This window comes from Streptomyces zaomyceticus, from assembly GCF_014656215.1.
GTDB classification, from domain to species: domain Bacteria; phylum Actinomycetota; class Actinomycetes; order Streptomycetales; family Streptomycetaceae; genus Streptomyces; species Streptomyces zaomyceticus.
In genome coordinates this window covers 81,149-97,647 of record NZ_BNBZ01000027.1, presented here as the reverse complement: position 1 = coordinate 97,647, position 16,499 = coordinate 81,149, and the positions used below count along the sequence as shown (strand labels likewise).

Here is a 16,499-nt window from a genome sequence, read left to right as displayed (position 1 = left end):
GTACGGTGCCGGCGGCCCCGTCCGAGCAGCGCCGCCTCCGCCGCGGTCGGGTCGTGCGACTCGGCACCGGGGTCGGAGGCCGGGGAGGCCGCGGCGGGCCGCGCCTCGGCGCCGCCGGTGAGCATCGCGGCGGCACCGGTGCCGAGCAGTGCGGCGAGCACGAGGAGCAGCACGGTCCACCAGCGCCGCCGGGGGCCCGGGCGCGGCCGACGGCCCGCCGGGGTGGCGGGCACGCGGGTCGTCCGGTGCACGGGGCTCACGGTGAACCGTCCTGCCCCGCGAGGACCCCGGAGAGGCCCACCGGGCCGGAGATCCGCCCGAGCGGCGTAAGGCCCGTCGTCCGGGAGGTCCGTCCTCCGGGGGGCCCGTCTCCCCCGGGCCTCGGGCCATGGTCCGGTGGGGACGAACAGGCGCCCGAATCAGTGGTTCTTGTCCTGCGCGACCGGTCGATCAACCGGAAGCATCGGCTGCGCTTCCTCCGTGGACGGCGAGATCTCCAGCGGCACCTGCGGGCCCGAGCACTCGCGCAGCCAGCGCCGCAGCACCCGGTGCACCTGCTCCGCGCCGATCAGCTCCTCCCCCGCGCCGACGGGAGGCGACAGCTCCGGCGGCGAGAGCAGGAAGGGGTGCGACTGCTCCCCGCCGAGCCCGCCGTGCGAGCCGATCTGCTCCTCGAAGGCGTGCACGGTACCGGTCGCCGGGTCGTACATCGAATTGACCATGATGTCCGCGACGTGCGGGAAGCCGTCCGTGCGCCGGACCGCCCGCGCCGCGCCCGGCCCGAAGACCGCGAGCGGTCCCCCGTCGTCGAGCTCGGCCACGGGCACCTCCACCCCGCCCCTGGCGAGCACCACCGAACCGTGCTCGGCGCTGGCCACCAGCACGAAGCCGACGCCCGGATGGTGGGCGAGGGTGCGGAGCAGCGCCGGATGGCGCCGGTCGATCTCCTCCCGGGTCATCCGGTGCGGCACGTCGGGGAAGGAGACGAGGCCCAGGTTGCCCGAGGCGAGGACGAGCGGTTCGGAGGACCGGGCGGACAGTTCCCGCGCCGTCTCCCCGGTCTCGTCCACCGGCCGGTGCAGCGCGAGCCGCAGTGCGTCGCGCGCCGCGTCCCGCGCCTCCGAGCCGCTGCGGGTCCGGCGCACCCGACGCGGCACCGGAAGCCCGCACCCCGCCCTGACGAGCTCCTTGAGCGTCAGCCCGTACGCCCCTTCGAAGGTCTCGCCGGCGCTCTGACCGTGGTCGGAGAGGAGCACGATCCGGTACGGGCGGGGAGCGTGCTCGGCGACGGTGGCGATGAGCGCGATCGAGCGGTCCAGCCGGCGGAGGACCTGGTCGGTGTCCCGGCCGTGGGGACCCGAGTGGTGCGCCACCTCGTCGTACGCGACGAGGTCGGCGTAGACCGCGGTCCGCCCGCCGAGCATGTCGCCCATCACCGCGGAGACCACGACGTCCCGCTCCAGGACCGTCGCGAAGGCGCGGACGAAGGGGTACGTGCCGCCTCGCGAGACCCTCGGGGTGTCACGGCGGAGCAGGGCCCGGGTGGACTGGAAGATCTCGCGGCCGCATTCGGCGACGAACGATCCGGCGGTGCGGACGGCGTTGGCCGGGTCGGAGAAGTACGCGAAGTAGCCGGCGCGCGAGCGGTTGCGCGGGCCGCGGCGGGCGGCCATCGAGAGGACCAGCGCGAGCTGGTCGGCGCCGCCGCTGAAGAGGTTGCCCCGGGAGGCCCCGTCGACGGTGAGCAGGCCGCCGTCGCCGGTGCGGCGGACGGCCCGGCGCTGGAGCTCCACGGCACTGGCCGGGCGGTTCGACACCATCAGCCGGCCGGTGTCCTTCTCGTACCAGCGGAAGGCGGGCACGTCCTCGTTGGAGCCGTGCAGGATGCCGAGCTGGCTCGCGCCGGTCTGGCTCGACCAGTCGGTGCGCCAGGGGGTGAGCCGGTGGCCGTCCGCGATCCAGGCCGCGACGGTCGGCATGAGCCCGTCGGCGACGGCGTCGCGCAGGACGTGGTGGCCGACGCCGTCGAGCTGGAGGAAGACCGTGCCGGGGACCTGCTCGGGGGCGTCGACCGACGCGCGGGGCCGGGTGCGGCCGGTGAGCCGGTAGAGGCGGCGGCGGTAGGCGTCGTCGTCCCGTACGGCGAGACCGGTGGAGGTCGCGGAGGCCACCGCGGACATGACGGCGGCGACCACGACGGCGGTCTCCGGGTTGGCGGCGCCGCGCCCGTCCGGGATGACCCAGAGCGCGACGAGCAGCATCGACCCGTTGAGGAAGAACACGAGGAGGCCGAGGACGAGCGCCGGGACGAGCAGCAGGGCGCGCACGATCAGCGGCCAGACGAGCGCGCCGAGCAGACCGAACGCCCCGGCCGCGGCGGCCGCGGTGAGCGCCGTTCTCGTGAAGCTGTCGCCGTCGGCGGACTGGAGCTCGAAGTCGGGGAGCAGCCCGGCGAGGATCAGCATGGTGAGGGTGGACACGGCCCACACCACGATCACCCGCCCCAGCGTCCCGCCCGCGGACCGCCAGCGCTCGGCGCCACCCCATCGCCCGTCACCCACGCCCGCTTCACCTTTCGCCCGTTTCCTGTCTCAAGCGTGGCACAACGCCCACGGTCGGCGGGGGAAACGGGTGACCGGGACCGGACCGGGTGTGTCAGGTCGTACCTCGGGCCGGGCCGGCTCGCGGTGCCGGGTCAGGAGCCGTCGTACCCCGCGGTCGGCATGGAGAGCCGCCGGTGGACCCCCGCCTTGGCCGCCGCGTCGTACTCCGGTTCGCACGCCGGTTCGTCGGGACAGGCGGTCTCCACCCGCACTCCGCGCCGCGCGCACTCGTCGCGGAATCCGGAGACGGAGGTCACCGCGCGCGCGAGCACCCGCTCGTTGGCCGCGACGAAGAGGTCGACCGCGCCCGCCTCCACGTCCGCCCACAGCGCCGCGTGATCGGGCCGCATTCCGTAGAACAGCAACTTGCGGGCGACCACGTACCCCTTGTCGTCGGCCCAGCGGGCACACAGCGCGTGCTGACCGCGCGTGTCGACAAGGAAGGGGTCGCTGTCCAGCTCTTCGAGCGGGGTGAGGCTGGCGATCGCCGCCACCCGAACGTCGTCCATGCGCCGACCCTACTGCGGGACGGGACGGCCGAACATCCTCCGGCGCCCGCTCCGGACATTTACCCTCGTCAAGGAGTTACGGAACGGCCGTGGACATCGCGCGCGGCGACCGCGGCCCCGACGACGGAAGGCGGCATGCCGGTGGAGGTCACCTGGTGGGGTCACGCGACCTGCACGGTCGAGGACTCCGGGGTCCGCTTTCTCACCGATCCGCTGTTCGCGCGGCGCCTCGCGCATCTGCGGCGGCGGCGCGGAGCCCTGCCGCCGCCCGAGGCCGCGGTCGCCGAGGCCGTCCTCGTGTCGCACCTGCACTCCGACCATCTGCATCTTCCGTCGCTGGCCCGGCTCGCGCCCGGGACGCGTCTGATCGTGCCGCGCGGGGCCCCCGCCGCCGTGCCGGGGCTGCGGAGGCTCGACGGGAACGGGATACGGCTGACCGAGGTGGAACCGGGCGACACGTTGACGGTGGAGGGTGTGACGGTACGGGCCGTGCCGGCGCGTCACGACGGGCGGCGGCTGCCGGTCGGACCGCACCGCGCCCCCGCGCTCGGTTATGTCGTCGAGGGCGAGGCGCGGACGTACTTCGCCGGGGACACCGGGCTGTTCGACGGGATGGCGGAGGCGGTGGGGCCGGTGGACGTGGCTCTGCTGCCGGTCGGCGGCTGGGGCCCGTATCTCGGGCAAGGCCATCTCGACGCGGGCCGGGCCGCCGAGGCTCTCGCCGCGCTGTCGCCCGCGGCGGCGGTCCCGGTGCACTTCGGCACGTACTGGCCGATCGGGCTGGACGGGATCCGGCCGCACGAGTTCCACGCGCCGGGGGACGAGTTCGTCCGGCACGCGGCACGGCTGGCGCCGAAGGTGACGGTGCACCTCCTCGCCCACGGCGAACGGGTCCGGCCCGAGGTCGCCAGGTGATCCACGCTCTCGGCGGGATGGCCGCGGCGGTGCGGGAGCTGCCGCCGGAGTCGACGCAGCAGGCGGTCGGCTATCCCTCACTGTTCCTGCTGGTGGCGCTCGGCGCGCTCGTTCCGGTGGTGCCGACGGGGGCGCTCGTCAGTTCGGCGGCGGTCGTCGCCTTCCACCAGTCCTCGCCGCTCGCGCTGCTCCACGTCTTCCTGCTGTCGGCCCTCGCCGCCTGGCTCGGCGACACCGCCCTCTACTGGCTCGGACAGCGCGGAGTCCGGTCCCGCAACGGCTCGCGGTGGCTCTCCGCCCTGCGCGGCCGGGTGACCCCTGAGCGGCTCGCCCACGCGCAGGAGCGGCTCGACACCCATCAGGTGTCGGTGCTCGTGCTGTCCCGGCTCGTGCCGGCGGGGCGGATCCCGGTGATGCTGGCCTGTCTGCTGTCGGAGATGCCGCTGCGGCGCTTCGCCCGGGGCGACGCGGCCGCCTGTCTGGCCTGGGCGGCGACGTACCAGCTGATCGGGATCCTGGGCGGCTCGCTCTTCCCGGAGCCGTGGCAGGGGGTCGTCGCCGCGGTGGGCCTCACGGTGCTGATCAGCGCCGTCCCGTCGCTGTGGCGGCGGGTCCGGGGAAGGACGGACGTCGACGGGGTGTCAGGGCGCGAGCACCCGTGAGCCGCCGACGGGCAGGTCCCACAGGTCCTCGCGGGGCAGCCCGGCCTGCTCCCAGGCGGTCCTGACCCGGGTGAGGGGTTCGAGGACGGGCTCCGAGGACAGCACGAAGGTCGCCCAGTGCATGGGCGCCATCCGCCGTGCCCCCAGGTCCTGGTGGGCGCGGACCGCCTCCTCCGGGTCGGTGTGGACGTCGCTGAGCCACCAGCGGGGGGCGTAGGCGCCGATGGGGAGCAGCGCGAGGTCGATCCCGGGGAAGCGGCGGCCGATCTCGGCGAACCAGTGGCCGTAGCCGGTGTCCCCGGCGAAGTGGACGCGCCGCCCGGACCGGTCGGTCAGCACCCAGCCGCCCCACAGGGAGCGGCAGGTGTCCAGGAGGGTGCGCTTGGACCAGTGGTGGGCGGGGACGAAGTCGAAGCGCACGCCGTCGAGTTCGGCCGCCTCCCACCAGTCGAGCTCGGTGACGCGGCTGAAGCGGCGGCGGGCGAACCAGCGGCCGAGGCCGGCGGGAACGAAGACCGGAGTGTGCCGGGGCAGCCGCTTCAGGGTGGGGGCGTCGAGGTGGTCGAAGTGGTTGTGGCTGATGACGACGGCGTCGACGCGCGGCAGGTCCTCCCAGCGGACGCCGACCGGGGTGAGCCGGGCGGGGGTGCCGAAGATGCGGCGGGACCAGACGGGGTCGGTGAGGACGGTGAGTCCGCCGACCCGCAGCACCCAACTGGCGTGCCCCGCCCAGGTGACGGCCAGGGTGTCGGGTCCCGCCGGGGGCAGCGGTCCCGGTTCGAACGGGAGCAGCGGGATGTCGCGGAGCCCCTCGGGCCGGGGGCGTACGGCCCCTTCGCGGGCGAGGCGCGCCAGCGCCCCCACGCCCGGAAGGGGGGCGGTGAGCCGGTCGGCGAACGTGCGGGGCCAGTCCGGGCGCAGCCGCCCGACGGGCTGGAGCACGGGAGTGGGGGCGGGGGCCGTGGCAGGGTCGGGGGGACACGGGGCCTGGGCGGCCCGCGCGGGGTCCGCCGTCCGTTCCGTCATCTGCGGGCTCCGTTCTGCGCGGCTCGTACGGGTGGTGCCGGTGGTCGCCGGCGCGAGGGGCTTCGGCCGTGCCGCGTGCCGCACCCGGGCGCGGTACGGGGCGGCGGTCGCCGTCGGCACCGCGTACCGCACCCGGGCGCGGAACAGGACGGCTGTCGCCGTCGGCGGCCGACGACGCTCCCTGTCACCGGAGTTCCTCCAGGGCTCCTCCGAACTCCGCGAGCCTCCGGGCCACATGGGGCAGCTCCTCCGGATCCCGCGCCCCGAGCGTCTCGGCGCGTTCCTCCTCCGTACCGCCCAGGAACATGTCGGTGCCGAACCTGACGCGCAGGGCGCCGAGTTCGTCGCCGAAGCGGTGGCCGCCGGTGGCCGGCGCGCCGAGCCGGGCGGTCAGGTGACTCTCCAGCTCCAGGGAGTCGGTGACACCGCGGGCGGCGAGACCGGCGCGCAGCGGTCCGAGGTCGGCGTAGAGGTGGCGGCCGGCCTGCGGGGGCCGGGCGAGGACACCGGCGGCGAGCGCGGTGCGGTGCGCGGCCGCGGCCAGACGGCCGTGGACGGTGGCCGCGCGCCGGGCCCGTACGGAGACGTCCTCGGGTTCGTCGAGGGCGTGCGCGACGGCGGGGGCCACCGGCCCGGGGACGACGGCCCCGAGGGCGGTCAGCACGTCGAGGACGCGGGCCCTGCGGTCGGTCCAGCGGTCGGCGCGGGACGGGTCGGTGGGCGGGAAGCGGGCGACGGCGCAGGGCCAGGCGGCCGGGGCGAGCGCGCCGGCGAGGTCGCAGAGGACGGTCACGTCGTCCGGGCACATCTCGGCGGGGCTGAGGAGCACGGTGTCCTCGGGGTGGTGGCGGGTGTCGCGCCAGGTCTCGTCGCTGATGACGTGGAGGCCCTCGGCGACGGCGGCCTCGCAGGCCTCGCGGACGAGTTCGGGCGGGGCGACGGTGGCCGTGGGGTCGTCGGCGACCGAGAGCAGGAGGACGCGCGGGGTGCCGCCCTCGGCGCGGACCCGCCGGACGGTCTCCAGGAGCGCGTACGGGTCCGGAATGCCGCCGCACTCGGCGGGGGTCGGCACGTGGTAGGCCGGGCGGCCGAGGAGGCGGGCCTGCGGGGTCCACCAGGCGGGGCAGGGCCGGGGCAGCAGCAGGTCGCCGCCGTGGGCGGCGATCAGGGCGAGCAGCAGGGCGGGGGCGCCGGGGCCCGCCACCACGTCCTCGGGGTGGGTGCGCAGGCCGCGGCGCCACCAGTAGCCGGAGGCCGCCTCGCGCAGGACGGGGCCGCCGCCGGGCGGCTCGGGGGTGGTCCGTCCCGCGGCGGCGGCGAGGAGTCCGGCGAGCCCCGGCAGGACGGGCAGGCCGGTGTCGGGGGCGGGAGGGCCGTAGCGCACCGGGCCGCGGCCGTCCGGAGCCGTCTGGCGCATGTCCCGTACCTCCTGAGCGCACGGGGGCGCCGGCACGGCACCCCCGTGCCCTTTATACGAAGGTTCGACCGGTTTCGCCGCTCCAGGCGTCGCTTCAGGCGACGGTCGGGGTGACGGACGGGGTGGTCGGGGCGTGCGGGGAGCGGGGCGGAAACGGGTCAGACGACGGTCACCGGGTGCCGGACGACCGCGTTGAAGAGATATCCCTGGGTGTTGTGGACGGCCCGCTCGGGCTGGACGTTGCCCGCGGTGTCGGTGGTCCGGGAGAGCAGGGTGACCGGACCGGTGGTCCGCGGTCGCCACGGCACGCTCCAGCGGACCCAGCCGTCCCGCCGGGGTGTGTCGCGGAGCTCGGCCCGTCGCCAGTGGGCGCCGCCGTCGGTGGAGACCTCGACCTTCCGGACGGGCGCCAGGGCGGACCAGGCACGGCCGGTGAGCCGGTGGACGCGGCCGGCCTCCAGGGTGGCGCCGAAGGGCAGCTGGTAGGCGGACTTGAGCGTCTGCCGGCTGATCGGGGCGGAGCCGCCCTCGGGGTGGGCGGGGCCGAAGAGGCGGTACCAGTCGGTGGACCAGGGCGAGGTGAGCGGGCGGGTGGAGACCTCGATGTCGCCGAGCCACTTGATCGAGGCGATGCCGACCCAGGAGGGCACGACGAGCCGGACCGGGTGGCCGTGGTCGTACGGGAGGGGCTCGCCGTTCATCTCGTAGGCGAGGATCACGTCGTCGAAGGCCTTCGCGACCGGCAGCGGGCGGCGGACCCGGCCGTGGTCGAGGCCGCCGGAGACGTACGGGTCGTCGAGACCGCGCGGCAGGAGATCGACGGCGTCCCGGGCGATCCCGGCACGTCGGAGCACGTCGGAGAGGCGCACCCCGCGCCAGCGGGCGGCTCCGACGGCGCCGAGGGTCCAGGCGGTCCCGGTGGCCGGCTCGCCCTGCTGGCTCGCGTAGAGACTGCGGCCGTTTCCGGCGCACTCGATCAGGGCCGTACGGGTGACGGAGGGCAGGTCGCGGAGCTGCCCGTACGTGAAGTGGACCGGGGCGCGGCCGTGCAGTCCGTCGCCCCAGAGGGTCAGACGCCAGTCGGCGGCGTCGAGGACGGGGGTGGAGGTGTGGTTGCGGACGAAGAAGCGGTCCGCGGGGGTGAGCGCGCCGGTGTCGCCGAATCCGTCGAAGCGCGCCTCGGCGTTGGTGCCGCGGACGGTGAAGTACTCGGCCGGAAGGGCCTTGACGATGCCGGGCGCGGCGAGGAGCCCGGGGGCGGTGGACGCGGGTGCGGCAGCGCCGCCGGCGACCACGGGCGCGGGTGCGGCGTGCGCGGGTGCGGCGGTGACGGCACCCCCGATGACGGAGACCGCGGGGGCCGCCGCGAGGACCTTCAGCAGGGAGCGGCGGGCGGGCGCGGGCGGGTTCTGCACGGGACTCCTCGGCAGGGGGAGAGGCGCACCACCGGTCGGCGGCGCGGCCGATCCTAGGGGCGCGGAGGCGGTCCGGGCGGTCCGTTCACGCGGCTGTCACAGTGGGTTCGTCAGGTACGTTCGGCAGCGGGCCCGAGAGGCCGGCGACGGCACGCCCCGCATCGCGGTCGACCGCCCGGCAACCGACGCCGGACACCCGGAACTCGGGGGCGGACGCCCTGAAGCGACTCTGCACGGACGGGAATTGCGGAGGCGGCCGCGGGGCTCACCTGCCGACAATGCCGCATGCCGATGCGTGAAGCACATCCCGAGGACGCGGCCGAGATCGCCGCCGTGCACGTCCTGTCCTGGCGGGCCGCCTACCGCGACCTGCTCCCCGGCCCCTTTCTGGACGCCCTGGACATCGAGGAGCGTTCCGCCGAGTGGCGGGCCCGTCTCACGGTGCCGGACCGGCCCGCGGTCCTGGTCGCGACCTGCTCCGGCGGACGGGTGCGGGCGTTCTCCTGTTTCCGGGCCTGGCGGGGCGAGGAGTTCGATCCCGGGACCACGGCCGAGCTCGCGGCGCTCTACTCCCTGCCGGAGGTGTGGGGCACCGGAGTCGGGAGAGCGCTGCTCGCGGAGTCCACACAGGCGCTCGCGACGGCCGGGTTCCGCACGGCGGCGCTGTGGGTGTTCGCGGGGAACGCGCGGGCTCGCCGTTTCTACGAGGCGGCCGGCTGGCGACCGGACGGGGAGGCCGTGCGCGAGGAGACGGGCGGCCGCGTCCTGGAGGAACTCCGGTACCGGCGCGATCTGTTCAGCTGACAGGCCGTCCATATTTCAAGACACGGGTCTCATCATTCGACATCCGTGCGTACGGTGGTGAGCACGCACCCACACCGAGGGAGACGCTCCGATGACGCATGCCTCCACCCCTTCCGCGCACCCCGCGGCCCAAGAGACCGCCGTCTACACCCACGGCCACCACGAGTCGGTCCTGCGCTCGCACAGCTGGCGGACCGCCGCCAACTCGGCGGCCTATCTGCTGCCCTCGCTCTCCGCCGGCCTGGACGTCCTGGACGTGGGCTGCGGACCCGGCACCATCACCGCCGACCTGGCCGCCCTGGTCGCCCCCGGCCGGGTGACGGCCGTCGACGCGGCCGAGGGCGTCCTGGTGAAGGCCCGCGCCGTGGCGGCCGAACGCGGCCTGGAGAACGTCGGGTTCGCCGTCGCCGACGTCCACGCCCTGGACTTCCCCGACGACTCCTTCGACGTCGTCCACGCCCACCAGGTGCTCCAGCACGTCGGCGACCCGGTGCAGGCACTGCGCGAGATGCGCCGGGTGTGCCGGCCCGGCGGTGTCGTCGCCGCCCGCGACAGCGACTACGGGGCCTTCGCCTGGTACCCCGAGCGGCCCGCCCTGGACGGCTGGCTGGACCTGTACCACCGCGTCGCCCGAGCCAACGGCGGCGAACCGGACGCGGGCCGAAGGCTGTTCGCCTGGGCCCGCGAGGCCGGCTTCACCGAGATCACGACGACCGCCGCCACCTGGTGCTTCGCCACTCCGGAGGAGCGCGCCTGGTGGAGCGGCCTGTGGGCGGACCGCACGACCGACTCCGGCTACGCGGACCTGGCCGTGTCCGGCGGCCACGCGACCGGCGCCGAGCTGACGTCGATCGCGGAGGCGTGGCGGGAGTGGGGCACCCGGGAGGACGCCTGGTTCATGGTCCCGCACGGCGAGATCCTCTGCCGGGTGTCCTGACCGGCGGACCCAGGGCTCGGAGACCGGAAGAACACGCTTCAAGCGACGTCGGCGGCCTCGGGCAGCCGGTCGTCGAGGTGGTCCGCGCCGAACCCGAGGTGTGCGGCGATCGCCCGGTAGCGGTCGCGCCGGTCGCCGGTGACGGGCACGTCGTACGTGGCGAGGACGTGGACGAGGAGCCGGAAGCCGAGGTCCGGGTCGACCGACGTGACGACGTCCTCCAGGACCCGAGCCGCTCCCCGTACCGGCTCCGCGTCGGCGTGGGCCGCCTCGCGCACCTCCCTCAGCACCGGCTCCGTCAGATCCGTCCTGGCCGGGGCCAGAAAGGGCGCGTACGCCGGATCGACCTCCGCCAGATGCGCGTGGCACACCTCGGAGACCTGCTCCAGCCAGGCCCTTCCGTCGACGTCGAACTCCTCCTCGCCCACGACGTACAGACGTCCGGAGGCGGTGCGCCAGAGCAGGCCGATCGCCTCGTCCGGAAGGGCGGAGTCGAGGAGCCGCCAGACGTCGTCGAGGAGCACGGCGGCGTAGGCGCCCGGAGCCCGCCCGAGGCCGTCGGCGGCGACCTGCCGGATCGCCTCGTGCGCGACTCCCGCGTAATGCCGGTCCGTGCCGTGGAGAGCCGCCGCGAGCATCGGCAGGCCGAAGCGGCCCGACACGAGGTCGCGACGGCCGGGATCGAGGGGCCGCCAGCGCACGCTCAGCCCTTCCTGGACGGCGGCCCATGGGTAGGCCAGCAGATCGCCGATGGCGAGCAGCCGGTCGAACGTGTCAGCCTCGACGGGCACGGAATAGGCCTTGAGGGCCCGCAGGAACAGCCGGAAGCCGAGGTCGGCGTCCACCTCCCGCACGACCCGGTGGAGGGCCGGCCCGACTCCCGGCACGGCGACACGGAGTTCGAGACCGGCCGAGGCCGCCTCGATCTCCGCCGCCACCGCCGTCCTCAGCTCCTCCTCCGGCACCACCGGCCGCGACGCTTCCAGGGACTTCTCCTCGAACGGGTCGCGCTCCGGTGCGCGCGGCGGGCACAGCTCCGCGATCCGGTCCAGCCAGGCCCGGGTGTCCGTGCCCTCCTCCGCCGGGTCGAAGCAGCGGCGTACGGCCGCCAGCCACACGGTGTGCAGCACCTCCTCCGGAAGCGCGGAGTCCAGGAGGAGCCGTACGTCCGCACCGAGCCGGTAGTCGTCGTCCTCCGCCTCGGATTCGGCGACGCAGAGCACCACCGGCTCGTCGAGACGGAGCGTCGCACGGGCGCAGAGCGTGCCGGCGAGACCACTGAGTCCAAAGTCGGCCGCGTAGTCGTACAGGTAGACCTCGCGCGTGGGCGCCATTCACGTACCTCCTGTGCGGGAAACGGGCACCCCCCGGCCGGGATGCCCCTTCCCATGGTCGCCGCTGTACCCGTTCACGAGCGGGTACGACGTGACGACGGCGCGCTGCTCCGGATCCTCGGAAGAAGTCCTGAGGAGATGTCCTGAGGAGAAGTCCTCAGAAGAGGTCCTCAGGAGAGGTCCTCAGGAGAAGTCGTGCACCCCGAGGCAGTCCGGGTCCTGGAGAGGGCAGCTCGGATGGGGGGTGCGGTCCGGCTCGGGCGGCGGGGGCGGGCCCTGGACGTCCGGAGCAGGCGGCGGCATCTCGAAGAATCCGCAGAGGCAGCCGCCGCAGGTGCCCGAGAAGCGGGGCTCCCCGTGGCGGAAACGAGGATGTCCGCACCGGCACTCCTGTGTCGCCCAGGCCGCCATCTCCGGACCTCCGTCCCCTCACGGTCTCCGTGCCCTTCAGGGTAGCGACCGCACCCCCGAATCGACCCGGGCGCAGCTCGGGCGCATCCTGAACTCGTAGGCGTCCGGGAGGGGTTCGTCGGTGAGGCGCGCCCAGAGCTCGCCCAGGATCTCGGCGCCCTCGCGCAGGTCGGCGACCTCGAAGCCCTCGTCGAAGACGGCCCGCGCCGCGTCCCTCCGGCCCTCGGCGAGCAGCAGCCGGGCTTCGATCAGCCGGAAGGCACCGCCGCGGCGGTCGTGTTCCGTCAGCCGGCCCCAGAGGTCCCGGGCCCGGCCGGACAGACCGGCGGCGAGCAGGGCGAGGAGGGCCTCGCGACCGAGGGCGGCGGACGTGGCGGCGCCTTCGGTGGCGGTGGTGGGGTTCCTCTCGTCTCCCCCGTGGTCGGCGAAGGCCTCCGCGAAGCGTTCGGCGGCCCGGTCGGGGTGTCCGTCCTCACGGTCGGCGACGGCCAGGCAGTACAGCAGGGGCCACCGCACGACCGCCTCCTTGAGGCCCCGCTCCCAGCTCCGCACCGCCTGCGCCCGGTCACCGGCGTGCCACTGGGCGATACCGAGGTGGTACTCGGTGGACGGGTCGGCGGGGGCGGTCTCCAGCATGTCCCGCCAGGGTCCGGAGACCAGCGGCGCACCGGGCCCCGCCCCCTTCGCCGGGGGCGGCAGGACGCCGGTGCGCAGCAGCTCCCGCCAGGGGTACTGCTCCGGGCCGAGCGTCGCCTCGGGGAAGGGAGTGCCGGGCAACGTGTGACCGCCGCGCAGCACTTCGAGCGCACCCCAGCCGGAGCCGGCCGCGAGGACCTCGTCCGGCTCGGCGTCGGCGGCGCTCTCCCGCCAGGCCGTGTACGCCGTGTCGACGACGGTGCGGGGCAACGCGCCGGCCAGGCTCCGTTCGACGTCGGCGCGGGCCGAGGGCCAGTCGTCGCCGAGGGCCGCGGCGGGATCGGCGGCGAGAGGGCCGTAGGCCTCCAGCCAGCTGAACTCCTCGCCGCCCGTGAGCTCCAGGTGTTCCAGCTGGGTGCGGGCGAGTCCGGCCTGGATCTCGGCGTAGCCGGGGGTGCCGGGTTCCGTCAGCCACTCCTGCCAGCGGCGCCCGCCGCGTCCGGTGCCCCACACGAAGAGCTTGCGGCCGCGCAGCGGGTCGGTGGAGGTCTGGACGAGTCCGGTGCCGTCCGCGTCGAGGGCGGCGATCCAGCGGCGCTGCTCCTCGGCCAGGTCGTAGAACCAGTCGGCGGCGTGCGTGCTGTTCAGCGGGTAGGTGCGGTCGGTGCCGTCCTCGGTGACCGGTACCGGGACGCGGCGCAGGCCCCGCTCGTAGCCGTGGTGCCAGGCCGCGTCGGCGGGTGCGAGGATCCTGCGGTCCTCGGGGACGGCGATGTTGGACCACCAGTAGACGGGGGCGGGGTGCTCGTGGGGGTTGCGGATCCTGACCCCGACGTACAGGAAGTCGGATCCCTCCGGGAGCCAGAGGTCGACCTGGAAGGGCAGATCGCGCAGCCGCTCCCATTCCCAGAGGCGGAGCATCGGCCCGCCGTCGGGCGCGCGGACGGTCGCGGCGTGGAGGGGCGAGCAGGACAGGGTGGTGTGGCCGGTGGCGCCGATGTTCCACTCGACGCCGCCGGAGAACCAGGCGCCGTTGAGCGCGAAGGCGGCGGGCTGGAACACCGGGTTGCGGTAGAGGAGTTCGCGTCCGGTGGGCTTGTGGTGGAGGGAGTGGATCCGGCCGCCGAGGCCGGGGAGCACGGTGACCCGGAGTCGCTCGTTCTCGATCACGATCGTGTCGAGGCCCGCGGGGGTGCGCGCACGGCCGTAGCCGTCGCGTACGGGGGCGGGCAGCAGGCTGCGCAGGGGCGCCCGTCCGATACCCCGGGCCATGTCGCGCGGGAGTTCCGCGAGGGTCCGGGCGTCGACCGCGTGGGCCCCGGGTCCGGCGGGGGCCCGCAGTGCGGGAAGAGGGTTGTCCGGGCCCAACGGGGCCGCGGGCAGCGTCAGTACGGCACGTCGTACGGTCGTCATGGCCCCATGGAACACGCCGAAGCCTGTCCTGACCAGGGGTTCTCCACGTCAGGCTTCGGTAAAGGGCAGGGCCGGGGCCGGCCGGATATTCCCGGCGGAGCGGACGGCCGCCGCCGTAGTGTGAAGGGTCGGCCCGCCGCCCGGCGGCCGGGGTTCAGGGCACAGGGAGTACGAGGAATGGGCACGCAGCACACCTACCGGGTCATCGTGCGCGGCACGTTCGACGGTCTGTCGGAGGAGAGCCGCACCCGGCTGCTCGCCGAGGTGGACGCGCACGGGCTGACGGCGATGCAGTTCACCGAGGAGGGCTCGCTGGCCTACGACCGGACGCTGAAGCACTTCTCGTACCGCCTGGTCGTCGTCTCCGACGCCGAGGACGGCGAGGAGATGGCGGGCGCGCTCGCGGAGGACCGGGTGGAGACGGCGCTGAGGGGACTCGGCCACGGGTTCAAGGGGCTGCGCTCGACCGTGACCGACCTCGACACGATGAAGATCAACTACAAGCGCTGAGCGCACCGCCGGGACACGAGACGCCTCGCCGCCTCGCCGCGCGGGTCCTCGGCGGGAGAGGCCGGCGCCGCTCCGCCCAGGAGCCGGACCGCCGGCCTTGAGCCGTACGTACACGCGCGCGAGCGGGACCGCCGGCCCCGCGCCGTACGCCCACGCGCGAGCCGGACCGTCAGCGCCGCGCCGTGCGGACGCGCGGCGGGCAGGTCTCGCCCTTCCGTACGACTCCGATCGTGACGGTGGTCCGGCGGTCGAGGTCCGTGCCCGCCGCCGGGTACTGCGTGCAGACCTCCCAGCTCGGCGGCCACAGCACCCGCCGGTCACGTCCGCTCACGTCGTGGACGGCGAGCCGGGTACGGCGGTCCAGCCGGGTGAAGACGCTCCACAGACCGCGGTCGAGGAAGTCGGGCATCGGGCGGGTCCCGGCGTCGTCGGCCGCCGCGCTCTCCTCCGTCGAGCTGACGGCGACGGCCGCGAGGGCGAGGACCGCGCCGGCGCCGACGACGGCGCGCCGCTTCACTTCCGCCCCCGGGCGGCGGTGTCGGCGCCGAGGAGCGCGGTCGCGGGCAGGGCCGGACCGAGCGGCATCGAGACCTCGGGGCTCAGGAGGCGGATGCGGACCTCGCGGGTGTTCTCGAAGACGCGGGCCAGGGCGACGACGGCGAGCACCACCATCCCGATCCGGCTCGGGGTGAAGGCCTCGGCGAGCCGGGACCTGCCCCCGCCCGCTGTCCATGACGTCTCGTTGGGACTCATTGCCCGGCCCTCTCCTCCGTCGTGCCGTCGGTCGTACCCGGCCACCGCCGTGGGACCAGAATGGGGTGAGTGGAGCCACACCGTGACGGCGAGGAAGGCCGTACGGGTGACTTGTCAGACAACGTGGGCCGACTACCGTGGTGCAGAACACCGGCGAGGACGAGACGAGGAGCGGCCGTGGCGGTCAGCGGACAGCGGCGGCGACCGGTCGTGGCGCTCTACGAGCGGATCGCGGACGCCGTCCACGACGGCACCTATCCGCCGGGTTCGACGCTCCCCTCGGAGCCGAGGCTCGCCACCGAGCTGGGCGTCAGCCGGCCCGCCCTGCGCGAGGCGCTGCTGCTGCTCCAGGAGGACGGCGTGCTGACCGTACGGCGCGGGGTGGGCCGTACCGTCAACGACCGGCCGCCGCGGCGCGGCTTCGAGCACGTCCAGCCGCTCGAGGAGCTGATCGGGGCGGGGACGCCGCTGCGGGTGACGTCGCTGCTGAGGACGGTCGAGGAACCGACCGACTTCACCACCCAGCACCTGCTCGCCCCGGCCCGGGCCGAGCTGAGGTTCTGGGAGTCGGTGCTGGCCGGAGAGGGTGCGGCGGCGGCCCTGAGCCACGAGTGGGCCGCCGCCGACGCGCTGCTCGACCGGGTGCACCCCGAGTTCGCGCGGGCCCTGCGGGCGACGGAGGCGGAGGCCGGCGGCTCCGCGCGCGGAGCCGCCGTCTCCATGCTGTCGGTCCTGGTCGGGGCCTCGCGCGAGACGGCGCTGAGCGCGCACAGCGGCATCACGGCGACGCTGCTGGGCCGGCGGCGCGGGGAGCAGCTGGGCCGCCCGGCGGACACCCCCGCCGTGCTGGTCACCCAGGTGGTGAGGGTCGGCGAGACGCCGGTCCTGGCCGCCAAGCACATGCTGCCGACGGGTGCTCCCGCACTGCCGGTGCTGCAGTCCCACTAGGGGGTGTCCGGGGCCCGCACGAGTGGCGGAACACCCCCGGGACCGCCCTCCGGCGACCCCACGGCCCCGCGCCTCCACACCCCTGCGCCGGTCCTTCCGCGGCCGCCCTCCCGACGCCGCGACAACTCGGCCGCGACCCCGCCGGCGCCCGCTCGCGCCCATCGGCCGGCGTGGCCGCCCCGCGACCCGCCGGGGCCGCCCGTCCC

At 75.2% G+C, this 16,499-nt stretch carries 16 protein-coding genes; 6 read left to right on the top strand and 10 right to left on the bottom strand.

The window, feature by feature from the left end:
- From IE311_RS28375 to IE311_RS28365, 3 genes are all read right to left on the bottom strand, one after another.
- A partial coding sequence (locus tag IE311_RS28375; protein WP_189834686.1) for a hypothetical protein occupies positions 1-260 on the bottom strand: 260 nt, incomplete at its 3' end.
- Positions 261-419: 159 nt separating this feature from the next.
- On the bottom strand, positions 420-2,561 hold the full coding sequence (locus IE311_RS28370; protein ID WP_189834685.1) for a phage holin family protein: 2,142 nt from the start codon (positions 2,559-2,561) through the stop codon (positions 420-422).
- 134 nt (positions 2,562-2,695) lie between these two features.
- Positions 2,696-3,112, bottom strand: a complete 417-nt coding sequence (locus tag IE311_RS28365) for a recombinase family protein (RefSeq protein WP_189834684.1) — start codon at positions 3,110-3,112, stop codon at positions 2,696-2,698.
- A gap of 135 nt (positions 3,113-3,247) precedes the next feature.
- Between IE311_RS28365 and IE311_RS28360 the strand changes: the two genes are divergently transcribed.
- The gene (locus IE311_RS28360; RefSeq protein WP_189834683.1) at positions 3,248-4,027 is read left to right on the top strand and encodes an MBL fold metallo-hydrolase; all 780 of its coding nucleotides are present in this window, start codon (positions 3,248-3,250) and stop codon (positions 4,025-4,027) included.
- Positions 4,028-4,044: 17 nt separating this feature from the next.
- The gene (locus IE311_RS28355; RefSeq protein WP_189834694.1) at positions 4,045-4,689 is read left to right on the top strand and encodes a DedA family protein; all 645 of its coding nucleotides are present in this window, start codon (positions 4,045-4,047) and stop codon (positions 4,687-4,689) included.
- Here IE311_RS28355 and IE311_RS28350 read toward each other — a convergent pair.
- The 3 genes from IE311_RS28350 to IE311_RS28340 all read right to left on the bottom strand — a co-directional run bounded on the left by IE311_RS28350 (position 4,669) and on the right by IE311_RS28340 (position 8,547).
- On the bottom strand, positions 4,669-5,715 hold the full coding sequence (locus tag IE311_RS28350; protein ID WP_189834693.1) for an MBL fold metallo-hydrolase: 1,047 nt from the start codon (positions 5,713-5,715) through the stop codon (positions 4,669-4,671). The genes IE311_RS28355 and IE311_RS28350 overlap by 21 nt on opposite strands.
- 184 nt (positions 5,716-5,899) lie before the next feature.
- On the bottom strand, positions 5,900-7,132 hold the full coding sequence (locus IE311_RS28345; protein ID WP_189834682.1) for an aminotransferase class I/II-fold pyridoxal phosphate-dependent enzyme: 1,233 nt from the start codon (positions 7,130-7,132) through the stop codon (positions 5,900-5,902).
- A gap of 158 nt (positions 7,133-7,290) precedes the next feature.
- Positions 7,291-8,547, bottom strand: coding sequence for a sulfite oxidase (locus tag IE311_RS28340; protein WP_189834681.1), 1,257 nt, complete (start codon positions 8,545-8,547; stop codon positions 7,291-7,293).
- Between the two features lie 291 nt (positions 8,548-8,838).
- Between IE311_RS28340 and IE311_RS28335 the strand changes: the two genes are divergently transcribed.
- Entirely contained in the window at positions 8,839-9,351 is a 513-nt protein-coding gene (locus tag IE311_RS28335) for a GNAT family N-acetyltransferase (RefSeq protein ID WP_189834680.1), read from the top strand.
- Between the two features lie 91 nt (positions 9,352-9,442).
- On the top strand, positions 9,443-10,288 hold the full coding sequence (locus tag IE311_RS28330) for a methyltransferase domain-containing protein (protein ID WP_189834679.1): 846 nt from the start codon (positions 9,443-9,445) through the stop codon (positions 10,286-10,288).
- 38 nt (positions 10,289-10,326) lie between these two features.
- On the opposite strand, the gene IE311_RS28325 is transcribed toward IE311_RS28330, so the two are convergent.
- Positions 10,327-11,622, bottom strand: coding sequence for a hypothetical protein (locus IE311_RS28325; protein ID WP_189834678.1), 1,296 nt, complete (start codon positions 11,620-11,622; stop codon positions 10,327-10,329).
- 447 nt (positions 11,623-12,069) lie between these two features.
- A complete protein-coding gene (locus IE311_RS28320) occupies positions 12,070-14,082 on the bottom strand; it encodes a DUF5107 domain-containing protein (RefSeq protein WP_189834677.1) in 2,013 nt (670 codons plus the stop codon).
- Positions 14,083-14,259: 177 nt separating this feature from the next.
- On the opposite strand from IE311_RS28320, the gene IE311_RS28315 reads away from it, so the two are divergent.
- Entirely contained in the window at positions 14,260-14,592 is a 333-nt protein-coding gene (locus IE311_RS28315; RefSeq protein ID WP_189834676.1) for a DUF6204 family protein, read from the top strand.
- Between the two features lie 169 nt (positions 14,593-14,761).
- On the opposite strand, the gene IE311_RS28310 is transcribed toward IE311_RS28315, so the two are convergent.
- Both IE311_RS28310 and IE311_RS28305 read right to left on the bottom strand, forming a co-directional pair.
- A complete protein-coding gene (locus tag IE311_RS28310; protein ID WP_189834675.1) occupies positions 14,762-15,109 on the bottom strand; it encodes a hypothetical protein in 348 nt (115 codons plus the stop codon).
- On the bottom strand, positions 15,106-15,345 hold the full coding sequence (locus IE311_RS28305; RefSeq protein WP_189834674.1) for a DUF1049 domain-containing protein: 240 nt from the start codon (positions 15,343-15,345) through the stop codon (positions 15,106-15,108). Before IE311_RS28305 ends, IE311_RS28310 begins: the two co-directional genes overlap by 4 nt.
- A 177-nt stretch (positions 15,346-15,522) precedes the next feature.
- Between IE311_RS28305 and IE311_RS28300 the strand changes: the two genes are divergently transcribed.
- Complete coding sequence (locus IE311_RS28300; RefSeq protein ID WP_189834673.1) at positions 15,523-16,293, top strand: GntR family transcriptional regulator; 771 nt, start codon at positions 15,523-15,525, stop codon at positions 16,291-16,293.
- Positions 16,294-16,499 lie beyond the last annotated feature (206 nt).